The sequence below is a fragment of the Bacillus cereus group sp. Bce041 genome, from assembly GCF_052646455.1.
The window spans coordinates 40,836-54,796 of sequence record NZ_JBQXON010000020.1; the positions used below are offsets into that span (position 1 = coordinate 40,836).

A 13,961-nucleotide genomic window follows, 5' to 3' on the forward strand; every position below is an offset into this window, starting at 1 on the left:
TTTGTATAAATATAATTAATTTCCTGATGCGTCACTATACAAGTAAAAATTAAGATGAAGTGCTTTTCCTAAACATGATAAATTAAAACTTTTTATACCAGATTAATTATTCTTTTATTCTATATTGACTAGGTATATTCGTGTATTATGCACCTTCTAGGATTTAGTGAATATAGCAGATTGCACATCATTTGAATCATTTCGTAAAGTGAGTATGTTTATTTTGTGAAATATTGAACAAAATCTTGAAAGTGAATATTGAAACATGTAGTTTATTCTTAGGATTATTTATAATAACCATGAACTAAAGGAGTGTGTAATTTTATGTTAGAACAAGGGATAGCTGATGCTATAAAACTTGCACAAAAGAAGAAACAAATATTAGATATAAACCCAATACAATATTTTGTTCGTGCATTACTAGCTGGCATCTATATTGGATTTATTATAGTATTATGTTTTAAATTAGGGGATTTTTTTCACGTTGTAAATTCACCTGCAACTTATTTAAGTGCTTCTTTATTTTTTGGAATTGCACTTATATTAATAATATATGGTGGAGCGGAATTATTTACTGGGAATACAATGTATTTTACAATTTCGACCTTACAAAAAAAAACAACGGTCTTAGATACTTGTCGTAATTGGGGTGCTTGTTTTTTAGGTAATCTGGTAGGTGCAATATTTTTTGCATTATTATTTTATGGTACTGGTATTTTTGATCAAATTGAATATGAACATTTGATAAGTAATGTTGTTGAAGTAAAAATGAATACTCCGACAATACAGCTATTTTTCAAAGCTATTCTATGTAATTGGCTTGTTTGTCTAGCATGCTTCCTTCCTTCTCAAGTAAAAGGGGATACAGCAAAAATAATTGTTATGATGTTATTGGTTTTTACTTTCTTTTTATCTGGATATGAACATAGTATTGCAAATTTATCGCTATTTGCAATCTCCCTGATATCTCCACATCCTAATACAATTTCTTTTAGTGGGGCTATTTATAATTTAATTCCAGTTACAATTGGAAATATTATTGGTGGATCTGTATTTGTTGGCATGGTATATCATTATATAACCCAAAACAACCCTACCTCTGAAGAGAAGGGCGATTTAGTTGAATCTCAATGTGAGGAAAACATCCCATTACAAACACAAATAAAAATTTGAGCTACTAATATAATCTTTTTCGTATAAAAATAACATAATTATTTTGAAGGTTATTTTTATATCAGTTGGCCTAATTAGCTGGAAATACCGTTTTAATAATCTTTTTAAATATATTTTTTTCTTTTATAAAATATATTATTTGTTTTTGTTAGACATATAAGGGAAGGGAAATATACAAAAAACATTCACAACTTATGTGACTTAAATTTGTTAATATAAAATGCAAGATCACATGTCGAATTTATTACAGAAAACTCTAAAAAATTAGTGGGAGGTTTATTAGAAAATGAATTTTGAAAAAGTTTGTTTGGTATAGAAGTGCTTTTAGGGGGGGATTGCTAAAATAGGTGAGATAACCTTCGATATACAAAATTAAAATTTGCAGTAATTAGATTTGAATGAAGATAATATAAGCATGAATGTTATTATGAGAAGTGATAATTAGTTAATGAATCTTAACAAAAATGTAAGCGTTAACATTTTTGTTTAACTAGATGTATAAACTAGACTTTTCACAGAATATCAATGAATCTTTGGAATGTAGATAAAGAAAAATTATCTTATCTAGTGAAGCTATACATAATATATTTTTGAGTTAAATAAGAAATAATGTTGGAGCAATATTTGCTGGAAATACATATGAAAAGGAATTTAAGTTTAACTATTTGGTATTTAACATAAATGTATTTTGAGTTTATTACTTGCTCATTCAAAATTAATTAAATCTCTTTTTTATTAGAATAACGGAAATGTACAAAAACATAATAAACAAAAATAGTGAGGGATCTATAAATGAACAAAAATATTAATCGTGTGGTTTTAATTGGTACAGGGGCTGTAGGGTGTAGTTATGCATATTGTATGATTAATCAGGGGTTGGCAGAAGAATTCGTTCTTGTAGATGTAAATGAAGCAAGAGCAGAAGGAGAAGCAATGGATTTAAGTCACGCAATTCCTTTTTCACCATCACCAACAAAAGTTTGGAAGGGTAGCTGTGAGGACTGTAAAGATGCGCAAATAGTTGTAATTACAGCTGGATTACCACAGAGACCAGGTGAAACACGTTTAGACTTAGTTGAAAAAAATACTAAGATTTTTAAAGAAATTATACGTAATGTTATGTCAAGCGGATTCGATGGTATTTTCTTAATTGCAACAAATCCAGTGGACATTTTAACATATGTAACTTGGAAAGAATCTGGGTTGCCGAAAGAACGCGTAATTGGTTCAGGTACAACACTTGATTCTGCACGTTTCCGTTACATGTTAGGAGAATATTTTGAGATCGATCCTCATAATGTTCATGCTTATATAATTGGTGAACATGGTGATACGGAGCTTCCGGTTTGGAGTCATGTGTCAGTTGGCGTTCAAAAGCTACAAACCATTTTAGAAAATAAAAGTCAGTATAATCAAAGTGACTTAGACGAAATTTTTGTTCGTTCACGTGATGCGGCCTATCATATAATTGAACGTAAGGGAGCGACCTGTTATGGAATTGGAATGTCTTTATTACGTATAACAAAGGCAATTCTACATCATGAAAATAGTGTATTAACAGTATCTGCATACCTTGAAAATGAATATGGTCATAATGATGTATATATAGGAGTTCCTGCTGTTATTAATCGCGAAGGTATTCGAGAAATTATAGAAATTGAGTTAAATGCGGAAGAAAAGTTTAACTTTAATCATTCTGTACATACATTAAAAGATACCATGTCACCAATACTAGAAGATGAATTTATCGTATAACATTATGTCGAATATATAAATACTTAGCAACAGTTTAAAGGTACCTAATCTAATATACTCTGAAAGCAAATAGTATAGAAAAAATGTTTGTTTAAATAGTAATAAAGTACTTTCATCTTGTAAAGAATCATTTTATAAACATTATTAAGAAATTAAGATTCTGTACGACATTAGTTCATAACATATTAAGATTGAACGTTTTTAGAAGCGACATAATTATTTATAGCTAAATATGTTATGATTTTCACAAAATGTTGATACCTTTTGTGCATAGTTTCCTTTAAGTCACTAAAGACAGATATATTTGATTAAATAAAAAGCACTTTTTTAGAAGTTTAAGGAAGTGCCTTTTTATTTGTTAATAAACATTAGAAATCTATTAAATTACATACATTTATGGAAGAGAATGATTTCTATGTGCATCTGGCTATCGTTTGATTACATTCTTATTGGACGTTTATAAAATAACGAGCATACAGTAGGTAATGTGAAAATTAGGGGGATAATGGAGCATACAAAGTTGATAATAAACCTTAGGGATAGGAGGGAACGAGATGAGAAATTTCTTTGAAGAAAAATATACAAATTTAGAATTTAAAAGAGAACTAATAAATATTATAAGTAAAATCAGTGAATATAAAGGAGCAATATCAGCATATCAAACTCAAAAACCAGAGATATTTAATCTTTTGGAAAAGAGTATATCACTGCAATATATTAAAACTTTTCCTAATATATATGAAAATTTTACATTCTCAAATAAACAGTTAAAAAAATTAGTTGATCATCATGCTAGCCCTCAAACATTGGAAGAGGACGCTTTATTTTGTTATTGCAAAACATTAGAACTTGTGCAAAAAGAAAACCACAAATTACCTATTAAACCGCAAACAATTCAAGAATTGCACTTCCAATTAATGAATTATTCAACTTCTGAAAGTGGTAATTGGAGAAAAAGCGAACTTGTATTATCTTCTATTCCAAAGTTAAAAGATCAATTTAAATTACGTACAGTTGTTTTATATGATATGGTTCCGCAATATTTGTATCATCTATGCGAACAATATAATGCATTAAGGGCTAAAGGGAATTTTCATCCGCTCCTACTAATTCCTCAATTTATCTTAAATTTCCTATGTATTTATCCATTTAATAAAGGGAATGGCAAGTTAGCAAAAATATTAATTCAATGGTTATTAATTGAAAGTGGATTTACATTTGTAAAATATACATGTATAGATAAATATTTCAAAGAATATGAATCAGATTATTATGATGCTCTGTATAAATCTGCAGCTCACTGGTATCAAGGCGATCATAATGTAGTTTTCTGGATGAAAATTTTTTTAGATATTGTTTTAATTGCATATAAAGAATTATATTGTGTAATAAAAAATTGTATTAGCACTCATACTAAAAGAAAAAGAATTGAAAAATACATAGACAAACAAGATAATCCTTTTACTAAAGAAAAAATTCGAAACATGTATCCAGATATAAGTGAAAGTACTATAAATAAAACATTACACGCTTTAAATTCACAGGGATACATTAAATTAGTTTCTAAAGGTAGAAATGCAACATGGATAAAGCGTAAATTAACTTAGGGTAAAGAACTAGAACACTGGCAAATAATAAACAAGGAGAACCCAAAAAGGGTTCTCCTTGTTTATTATTTGTTAGACTAATGTATCTTTTAGAAGGATAAAGAAGTAAAATATACTATTTATTAATTGCAATCTAATCATAAAATTTTGTATCACATCTTTAAGAAAGACTGGTCTACTCGTTATGATTTTCTAAACCAAATTGTCCCTTTTTACGCATAGTGTAATAAATAGGGAGGCCGAGTGCAGTTAGACCTATTCCACATAAAGCTAGCAGAGGTTGAGTGAATAAGGTATTAATAACAATGAACAATCCGCCAATAATAGCAACTAATGGTATAAAAGGATACAATGGAACTTTATAAGGTCGCACAAGTTCGGGTTCCCTTTTTCGTAAGATGAATACAGCAAGGAATGTCATTGTGTAGAATATCCATATTACAAATACCAACATATCAGTAAGAGTATTGAATCCGCCGACGGCCATCATAATAATTGAAATAAATAGCATAAATAGACCAGAATTATAAGGGACACGACTATTTTTAGATAAAGTAGCAAACCATTTACTAAATGGTAATTTGTTCTCAATAGCCATGGCATAAGGAATTCGCATTCCCGTCATAATATAACCATTAATCGTTCCAAATACGGAAATTAAAATACCGATGGTAACTAGTTTTCCTCCCATAGCCCCAAAAAGGATTGTAGCTACTTGAGAGGCTGGTGTATCAGTACCTGCGAGTGATGTTGCAGACATGACCATTAGGAACGCGACATTAATTAATAAATACACAACCATTACTGTTGATAATCCTAATACGATTGCTTTAGGTAAGTCTTTTTTAGGGTTTTTCATTTCTCCAGCAATGTTCCCTACATGAATCCAGCCATCATAGGCGAACATCGTTGCGAGTAAACCAGATCCAAGTGCAGATATCATAGATTTGTTTGGCCCTGCCTCAATTGGAAAAAGCTGAAAAGTAACGTCACTTTTGTGTAGTAAACCAAAAATGATAATTAATGCTAGTGGAAGCAATTTACATATAGTCGAAGCCATTTGGATACCGCCAGCCGCTTTAGCTCCTAAAAAGTTCATAAGAGTTACAAATGTTGCTGTGATAATTGCAATTGCGATAATTAGCATTTTGTGTTCATTAACATTTAGGCCAAATAAACTAACCGTTTGTGTCCCGAAAATAATAGCAAGAGCTGCAATATTTGCAGGGAAGTATATGACAGTTTGTGCCCAGCCAAGCAAGAAAGCAGTTAAGTTTCCATAAGTCCTCTTTAAATATGCCATCATTCCCCCCGTTTCAGGAATAGCGGCAGATAGTTCAGCAGCAGTTAGTCCTGCGCAAACGGTTAAGATACCACCAATTACCCATGCAAGTAATCCTAGGCTAGCTGTTCCTGTTACACCATATAATGCAGTGGGCTTGAAAAATACTCCGGCGCCGATAACGGTACCAATAACTGTGGTTAATGCTGCAAAGAAACCAATATCCTTTTTTAGTTGTTGTTGTGACAAAATAATCACTCCCAATTAGAAAAATATATAAATTCTCTTATGAATTCTTTATCTTGTTTGTTAAATTATTTGATAGTATATCCTGTATCCATACAAATAGCCGCCCCTCATCCTTACCATCTAGAGAATTTGAATAGATTTCAGATACTAAATAAAAAGGAAATTAAACGTACAAGTAAAGAAAGTTTAATTTCGCCTCAAATTATGTGAAAATCTTCACATAATTTGAGGTGAGTAAAATTCCATGAATTATACATTAAAAGAAATTCTTTAATTTAACCCGAAACATGAAGTTAATAACGAGATTTCTGTTATATGAATAATAAGAATAGATGAGGTATTTTAATATTGTGATATAATAAAATAATAAATTGAAATTCAAAAGAGAAGATATATTCTTGTGAAGAATATCACAAAGTATTGAGGGGTTCAATCATATTTTCGATATAAAATATAGAAAATCAACTAAATAAAACGTTTTGTGAAATGTTTCACAAAACTGTTGACCTGTTATTTTTATTAATGGTATCTTGTAGGTGCAATCCAATGTTATAAATTAAATTATATTTGAAAAATATTTTAAGGATGAATATTTTGAATCTTATATTTATCTGACAATAATTAATTTAATTTATAACTCACTCTAAAAAAGGATGTGTAGATATGAAAATTGGCGTAGTGAAAGAGATAAAAAAAGGGGAAGCTCGTGTAGGGATGACTCCAGAAAATGTTCAAAAATTAGTTTCAGCTGGAAATGAAGTTTTAGTACAAAAAGATGCTGGATTAGGTTCTGGTTATACAAATGATGAATATATAAATGCAGGAGCAAGCATAGTAAATCAAGGCAAGGCATGGGATGTTGATATGGTAGTAAAGGTAAAAGAACCACTACCTGCAGAATACCATTACTTTAAAAAGGATCTAATTGTATGGGGCTTTTTACATCTGGCTGCGTCGAAAGAGTGTGTGGAAGCGATGAGAAAAGCTGGAACTACTGCGATTGCTGGTGAAACTATTAGTGAGGATGGAAATTTAGCATTATTAAAACCTATGAGTGCAATTGCTGGAAGACGTGCGGTATTTATGGGAGCTTATTATTTAGAGAAACAACATCAAGGAGAAGGGATTTTATTATCAGGTATTGAGGGAATCCCAGCCGGAAAAGTTGTAATCCTAGGTGGAGGGAATGCTGCAACTAATGCTTGTGATATGGCAATTGGAATTGGATGTAGTGTTACAATCCTAGAGGTTAATCAAGAAAGAATTGCATATTTAAGAAAGCAATACGCAACAGAAGAAGTAAATATAATTGAATCTAATACTGAAAATCTAGAGCGAACGATTAAAGAAGCAGATTTATTTATTTCAACAATTTTAATACCAGGATCTCGCCCTCCTAAAATTGTTAAAGAGTATATGGTTCAATCTATGAAGCCAGGAAGTGTCATTGTGGATATCGCAATAGATCAAGGTGGTACAGTAGAAACTATTGATCATTATACAACTCATGATAATCCTGTATTTATTAAACATGACGTAATTCATTATGCAGTACCAAATATGCCTGGTGCCACCCCACGTACTTCAACTATGGCTTTGGCAAATGGAAATATTGAGTATTTACTAGCAATTTCTAAAGATGGATTAGAAAATGCAATTCAAAATAAATCATCATTAGCATCTGGGGTAAATGTATATAAAGGTAATATTACCTACGAAAATTTAGGTATGACGCTAGGTTTGGACTTTAAACAATTGAAAGAAGTGTTAGTATGATTACCAAAAACGTATTGTTAGATATCACTGACATTAAAAAAGCCAAAGAAATTCTTGATGTAAATGCCCGAAAAACCCCTTTGGTTAAATCTTTCTATTTAACTAGTAAAACCGGTGGAGAAATTTATTTAAAGTTGGAAAACATGCAGTTAACAGGCTCGTTCAAGTTTCGTGGTGCATTTAATAAAATTTCTCAACTTACAAATGAAGAAAAAGAACGTGGTGTAATCGCCTGCTCAGCTGGAAATCATGCACAAGGTGTCGCATTATCTTCTCATTTACTTGGAATCAAAAGTAAAATTGTGATGCCAACCTCTGCACCGCAAGCTAAAGTGGATGCGACGAGAGGATATGGTTCTGAAGTTATTTTATACGGTGATACATTTGATGATGCAAAGGCAAAATGTGAAGAAATTATAAAAGAAACAGGCGAAACATACCTACATCCATATGATGATGTAGAAGTAATGGCTGGCCAAGGGACAATTGGGTTAGATATTCTGGATGATATGTGGGATGTTGATACTGTTATTGTACCTATTGGTGGAGGAGGAATTATTTCAGGGATTGCTGTAGCACTGAAATCATTTAATCCTTCCATTAATATTATTGGGGTTCAAGCAGATAATGTTCATGGAATGAAAGCTTCTTATGACGCGGGGAGAATTTTAGAACATTATGAAGCACCAACAATAGCGGATGGTTGTGCAGTAAAAATACCAGGGAATTTAACCTTTGAAATTGTAAAAGACCTAGTAGATGACATTGTAACTGTATCGGAAGAAGAATTAGAAGTAGCGATGAAAGACTTATTGCAACGAGGAAAGGCTGTTGTAGAAGGTGCGGGAGCATTAGCCACAGCCGCTCTTCTTGCAGGCAAAGTTGATAAATATGTACAGGGTAAAAAAGTAGTAGCGGTTATTTCAGGTGGCAATGTGGATTTAAAACGTATTTCAACTGTATGTGAGCATTTCTTTGTTGCCAATGAGGTAAAATAACGATTCAATAATCTTATAAAATAAAATTATTTTACTTAAGGGGAGCTAGGAGACGATATCTTAGCTCCTTTTTAAATAAAAGGAGGCGTGTGTTATGGCCAACTTATTTAGGAAAAAATCAGTAAGGAAATTGTTAGAAGATAGTAAAAGTAAGACTTTGACAAAAACGTTGGGCGCATTTGACCTTACCATGCTAGGGATAGGTGCAATAATTGGTACAGGAGTACTTGTATTAACTGGATTAGTAGCCGCAAGAGATGCGGGTCCAGCAGTTATTTTTTCATTTATGATTGCCGCAATTGTTTGTGGGTTTGCAGCCCTATGTTATGCGGAAATCGCATCTTCTCTTCCAGTCTCGGGTAGTGTATACACCTATTCATATGCGACGATTGGTGAGTTTGTAGCCCACTTAATGGGATGGACTTTATTGTCTGTATATATAGTGACAACTGCCGCAGTAGCGGGTGGATGGACAGGCTATTTTCACAACTTAGTAAACGGGTTTGGGATTGAGATACCAAAATCACTTTTAACAATTCCAACACAAGGTGGAATTGTTAACTTACCAGCAGTAATCATTACTTTGTTATTAACTTGGTTATTATCAAAAGGCACGAAAGAAAGTAAGCGAGTGAATAACGCAATGGTATTAATAAAAATTGGTATTGTTGTTTTATTCATTTCAGTTGGTATATTTTACGTAAAACCAGAAAACTGGATTCCGTTTGCACCTTATGGTATAAGCGGAATCTTTGCCGGAGGAGCTGCAGTATTTTTTGCCTTTTTAGGATTTGATGCATTAGCAACGTCTGCTGAAGAAGTAAAGAATCCACAACGTGATTTACCGATTGGTATTATTGCTTCGCTAGTTATTTGTACAATTATTTATGTTATAGTTTGTCTTGTTATGACTGGTATGGTTTCTTATAAGGAATTAGATGTACCAGAAGCAATGGCCTACGTATTAGAAGTTGTAGGACAAGATAAAGTAGCGGGTATAATCGCAGTTGGGGCTGTAGTTGGTATTATGGCTGTAATTTTCGCTTACATTTATGCAACAACACGTGTATTCTTTGCGATGAGTCGTGACGGTTTATTACCAAAATCGTTTGCGAAAATTAATAAGAAGACAGAAGCACCAGTATTCTCAACTTGGTTAACAGGTATTGGTAGTGCTTTAATTGCTGGATTTATCGATTTAAAAGAACTATCGAATTTAGCGAATATTGGAGCGTTATTAACATTTGCGATGGTTGGTGTGTCAGTTATTATTCTTCGTAAAACACATCCAAATTTAAAACGTGGTTTCATGGTACCACTGGTACCAATCTTACCGATTATTTCAATAACATGTTGCTTATTCTTAATGGTAAATTTACCTTTAAAAACTTGGGTTTATTTCGGTATTTGGTTATTTATAGGGATAATAGTATATTTTATGTATTCTAAAAGACATAGTCAATTAAACAAACTATAAATGAGATATATCAGAGACAAAGGTTATCACGACCTACATGTTTGGACAAGTAGGATTCTTCTCATTTGGGATGTACCTTTTCTTTTTATAAAAAATTTAATCAAAAGAACTTGAAAGTTTATGTTATACGTAAAAAAACGAATCTATTTTCAAAATAGATTCGTTTTTTAGGGACATTCCATATTTAAAAGATGTTTGGTTAATATCCGCTTATATTTTTTCCTTTGGGATAGTGAAAATTCTTAAATCTATGAGCAAGAAATCTATCTAAACGCTATCAAGGTGATATTTTGAAATAACAAATAGATATAAAGTACAAAGCATGTACACAATAAGAACAAATAACCTTTTGTATACAAATACACATCAGGAAGCAAAAATATATATATTTTCTTGTATAGTTAGTTACTAAAAACGAATGGAGAGTATGTGTTTATGAAAATAAACCAGTCAAATCTTAAAGGGGTATGGAAAAAAAGAATATTAATATTTCTTTTGATTGTTTTCGGATTGATTATTGCAGGAGTTAGTTATTGGAACCTTTCACCTACTCCAAAAGCGTTTCTCATAAAAAAAGCATTTGAAGGTGGAATGTTTGTTCAATCGGATAATTATCAAAATGCTTTAAAAGAAACACAAATTGTTAAGGACATCAATTATAATTCTAAATTTCCCGATGGTATGTTAGACATTATTTATCCGAAAAACCATACTGACAAAACACCTGTTATTTTTTGGGTTCATGGGGGTGGATTTGTAGGTGGGGATAAATCCGATATCACTGGTTATGCAGTAGAATTGGCTGCTAAGGGTTATGCAGTAATAAATATAAATTATGCTCTTGCACCTAAGATGAAATATCCTACACCAGTATTCCAACTTGGTGAGGCTTATGAATATATAAAAGAAAATGCAAAGAAATATAATTTAAAACTTGAACAGGTTTATTTTGCAGGAGATTCTGCTGGAGCACAAATATCTGGACAATTCGTTAATATTCAAACATCTGCCAATTATGCAAGGTTAACTAAAATTGATCCTGTTGTTGAGCCTGCTACAATTAAAGGTACGTTACTATTTTGTGGTCCATATAATATGCCTGCATTAGCTAAAATGGAAACAACTAAAGAAGTACAAGATTTTATGCGTACCACTGGTTGGGCTTACTTTGGGAAAAAGGATTTTGAAACATTACCTGAAATAGAAATTGCTTCTATCATTAAACACGTTACAAAGGATTATCCACCAACATTTATTACAGATGGAAATACTGCATCATTTGAAAATCAAGCCAAAGCATTAGCGTCCGAGTTAGAAAGTAAGAGAGTACCTACAGAAAAACTCTTCTTTGATAGAAATGTTTCTGGTGAGTTGGCTCATGAATTTCAATTTAAAATGAACACACCAGCAGGGCGAGAAACTTTTAATAAAGTTCTTGAATTTTTAAATGAAAATAAATAGTTTGCCTAAAATCGAATACAAAAGTTCAACCATCATTTTAAATTATAAGAACTACTGTAGCTGTGAAATAAAGTTTGATCAAAAATACCTCGCAATCCAAAGTTTTACGATAATTAAAAAGAATCCATTTTGAAAAAGATTAATCAAAATGGATTCTTCCCCAGCAGATTTAAGTTTGGTTTTTATAACAAAGTTTGATCATTTCTACCTATGTTGTTCAACAATCGCGCCCGTTTGTGAAATTGGCAAAGGCAGTCTAATTATCGAATAGCCCTCTTCCTCTCAGATTTGCGGAAACAGGCTCCTTTCCTATTTCACGTGCCCATATAGATAACTGGCCAATATGGTGGATTTCGTGGACAATGACATGACGTATGATCTCTCCGTGTGTACATTCAATGACTCGGCGCCTGATTGGTGCGTCTCTAGAGCTAATCGGTTCTTCATTGAAATCAGTTTCTGAAAGTTTCCGAGAATCCATTTCATTTGTCCAAGATGTTACAAATGGCTTCACTTTCTCATGGTATTGAGCTGAAAGATTTTTCACTTTTTGTAAGCTAGCATAATCCTCAAACAATGGCTCCTCAGGCACTGGTGCACCTCGCAAACCTAAGATCCACATATATTCCACATCTACAATGTGAAATAGGGTATGTAGTATACTGCCGAACCCACCGACCCGTTTCTTTAATAGTTCTTCATCTGGTATGTCTTCGCACAATGTAAACCAATCATCACGAACTTGCCAGTTATATTGAAACAGTTTCAACATCACAACAACCTCTATCTTTTATAGATTTAATATTTAATTTTCACCAAAAGACTTCAAAATCCTTTTTTAAATAATAACTCTAAAAAACCTGTTGAAATCCTCCACAAACTGGCCCTTTAGTTGAGTAACTTTATTGCTACTCAACGGTTCCTTAATCCGCCTTTCAGCTCAGATCTTCTTTTCACTTTTCACTATAAAAACACCCCTTTAGATAAACAGATCCAAAGGGGCAAAACATCGCAACTTTTTTATAAACGTCGCGACTTTATTCAAAACATCGCGTCTTTTTTATAAACAGTTAATCTTTATTTCAAATCAATAACTACGCTATCTTTTCTGTGGAATCTTAGGAAAAGATAGCGTTTTTTTCTCTTAATAACTTACAAAATTAAACTGAAATAGAAAAAGGAATGAATTATTCGGATGATAGTAAATGTCTTAGTGATTTCAATGTATATATAACAAATTAGTTTGTATTTATTTCCTTGATAGGATTTTACATAATATTAATTTTTTGTGAATTATTAATCTGTAAATAATTTGATTTAAAGTATTATTCACACAAAATGAATACCTTTATGTAATTTATTTGATTTATAAGATAGTTAGGAATACCAAATCAAAACATAAAAGCTCATTATTGATTGATATTTTATAAAGTTGTATTAATATGTGTCATAAAATAACATCTAAATATAATTATAAATAGAAGGAGGGGAGAGCTATGTGAAAAGTAATAAATACAAGTTCATGAACTGCTTTTGCACGTAAGCGCATGCTAAAGAAACCAAAACTATTAAATTTATCAATGAAATGAGAGGGAGATACTATGGGGAATAAATCAAAGCATAAAACTAAAAGAATACTTGTAGCTACTGCAACATTAACTATAATTGCTTCTGGAATGGCTTCTTCATCAGATGTCTTTGCAGAGGAAACGCAGCAGCAAAAAAAAATATCAACATCACTGCAAAGTGAAAAGTCAGTCAAATCTGAAAATAGAACATTTACAGTCCCAGGAAAAGGGGATGTTGAGGTACTGAAACAACAGGAGAGAAAAAGTATGGCATTTAGTCCATATGAACCAACGGGTTTATATGCAAAGCCAAATGAACAAATAACGATTAATGTAGAAGGTAATCAAGATATTCAAGCATACATTGGAACGTATTCGTATGATGCTTCTTGGAGAGAAGATTCTAAGATAAAATCATTTACATTAAAACCTGGTGTAAACACAATCCAATCTCCAAATGGGGGGCTGATTTATTTTTATAATAAACAGCAAGGAGGTAGCATCCGAACAACAATTACAACAGGTGGAACGACTACGCCTTTCTTTGAACTAGGAAAGCATACGAAACAAGATTTAATAAACATGCTGGACCAATATCCTAATGCACATGCAGTG

Annotated in this window: 10 protein-coding genes; 8 read left to right on the forward strand and 2 right to left on the reverse strand. The window is 32.0% G+C overall.

Going from position 1 to position 13,961, the window contains the following annotated elements; genetic code table 11:
- Positions 1-324: 324 nt before the first annotated feature.
- The 3 genes from ACUN13_RS29250 (at position 325) to ACUN13_RS29260 (ending at position 4,535) form a co-directional block, all read left to right on the forward strand.
- Positions 325-1,173 (forward strand): formate/nitrite transporter family protein, encoded by an 849-nt coding sequence (locus tag ACUN13_RS29250; RefSeq protein ID WP_341723343.1) that lies wholly within the window; start codon positions 325-327, stop codon positions 1,171-1,173.
- Between the two features lie 792 nt (positions 1,174-1,965).
- Positions 1,966-2,928 carry an L-lactate dehydrogenase gene (locus tag ACUN13_RS29255; protein ID WP_445424080.1) on the forward strand — a complete coding sequence of 321 codons (963 nt, stop codon included), beginning with the start codon at positions 1,966-1,968 and terminating at the stop codon, positions 2,926-2,928.
- 554 nt (positions 2,929-3,482) lie between these two features.
- Entirely contained in the window at positions 3,483-4,535 is a 1,053-nt protein-coding gene (locus tag ACUN13_RS29260; protein ID WP_088346171.1) for a Fic family protein, read from the forward strand.
- 175 nt (positions 4,536-4,710) lie between these two features.
- On the opposite strand, the gene ACUN13_RS29265 is transcribed toward ACUN13_RS29260, so the two are convergent.
- Positions 4,711-6,066: an APC family permease gene (locus ACUN13_RS29265; protein WP_087964769.1), complete on the reverse strand. Its 1,356-nt coding sequence runs from the start codon at positions 6,064-6,066 to the stop codon at positions 4,711-4,713.
- Between the two features lie 663 nt (positions 6,067-6,729).
- On the opposite strand from ACUN13_RS29265, the gene ald reads away from it, so the two are divergent.
- The 4 genes from ald (at position 6,730) to ACUN13_RS29285 (ending at position 11,778) form a co-directional block, all read left to right on the forward strand.
- A complete protein-coding gene (ald, locus tag ACUN13_RS29270; protein ID WP_341723342.1) occupies positions 6,730-7,842 on the forward strand; it encodes an alanine dehydrogenase in 1,113 nt (370 codons plus the stop codon).
- Positions 7,839-8,840: a bifunctional threonine ammonia-lyase/L-serine ammonia-lyase TdcB gene (tdcB, locus tag ACUN13_RS29275; protein WP_000628980.1), complete on the forward strand. Its 1,002-nt coding sequence runs from the start codon at positions 7,839-7,841 to the stop codon at positions 8,838-8,840. Before ald ends, tdcB begins: the two co-directional genes overlap by 4 nt.
- Positions 8,841-8,934: 94 nt before the next feature.
- Positions 8,935-10,317, forward strand: a complete 1,383-nt coding sequence (locus ACUN13_RS29280) for an amino acid permease (protein ID WP_088345054.1) — start codon at positions 8,935-8,937, stop codon at positions 10,315-10,317.
- Between the two features lie 435 nt (positions 10,318-10,752).
- Complete coding sequence (locus ACUN13_RS29285; RefSeq protein ID WP_088345056.1) at positions 10,753-11,778, forward strand: alpha/beta hydrolase; 1,026 nt, start codon at positions 10,753-10,755, stop codon at positions 11,776-11,778.
- A gap of 256 nt (positions 11,779-12,034) precedes the next feature.
- On the opposite strand, the gene ACUN13_RS29290 is transcribed toward ACUN13_RS29285, so the two are convergent.
- Positions 12,035-12,550 (reverse strand): DinB family protein, encoded by a 516-nt coding sequence (locus ACUN13_RS29290; RefSeq protein ID WP_000915546.1) that lies wholly within the window; start codon positions 12,548-12,550, stop codon positions 12,035-12,037.
- Between the two features lie 829 nt (positions 12,551-13,379).
- Between ACUN13_RS29290 and ACUN13_RS29295 the strand changes: the two genes are divergently transcribed.
- Positions 13,380-13,961, forward strand: a 582-nt coding sequence (locus ACUN13_RS29295) for a M60 family peptidase N-terminal accessory domain-containing protein (RefSeq protein ID WP_445424081.1), incomplete at its 3' end; no start/stop codon positions are given.

What these genes read in the sequence shown, in the direction of transcription:
- ald (WP_341723342.1), top strand. Translation starts at nt 6,730, where the DNA reads ATGAAAATTGGCGTAGTGAAAGAGATAAAAAAAGGGGAAGCTCGTGTA.
- ACUN13_RS29260 (WP_088346171.1), top strand. Translation starts at nt 3,483, where the DNA reads ATGAGAAATTTCTTTGAAGAAAAATATACAAATTTAGAATTTAAAAGA.
- ACUN13_RS29280 (WP_088345054.1), top strand. Translation starts at nt 8,935, where the DNA reads ATGGCCAACTTATTTAGGAAAAAATCAGTAAGGAAATTGTTAGAAGAT.
- tdcB (WP_000628980.1), top strand. Translation starts at nt 7,839, where the DNA reads ATGATTACCAAAAACGTATTGTTAGATATCACTGACATTAAAAAAGCC.
- ACUN13_RS29255 (WP_445424080.1), top strand. Translation starts at nt 1,966, where the DNA reads ATGAACAAAAATATTAATCGTGTGGTTTTAATTGGTACAGGGGCTGTA.
- ACUN13_RS29285 (WP_088345056.1), top strand. Translation starts at nt 10,753, where the DNA reads ATGAAAATAAACCAGTCAAATCTTAAAGGGGTATGGAAAAAAAGAATA.
- ACUN13_RS29250 (WP_341723343.1), top strand. Translation starts at nt 325, where the DNA reads ATGTTAGAACAAGGGATAGCTGATGCTATAAAACTTGCACAAAAGAAG.
- ACUN13_RS29290 (WP_000915546.1), bottom strand. Translation starts at nt 12,550, where the DNA reads ATGTTGAAACTGTTTCAATATAACTGGCAAGTTCGTGATGATTGGTTT.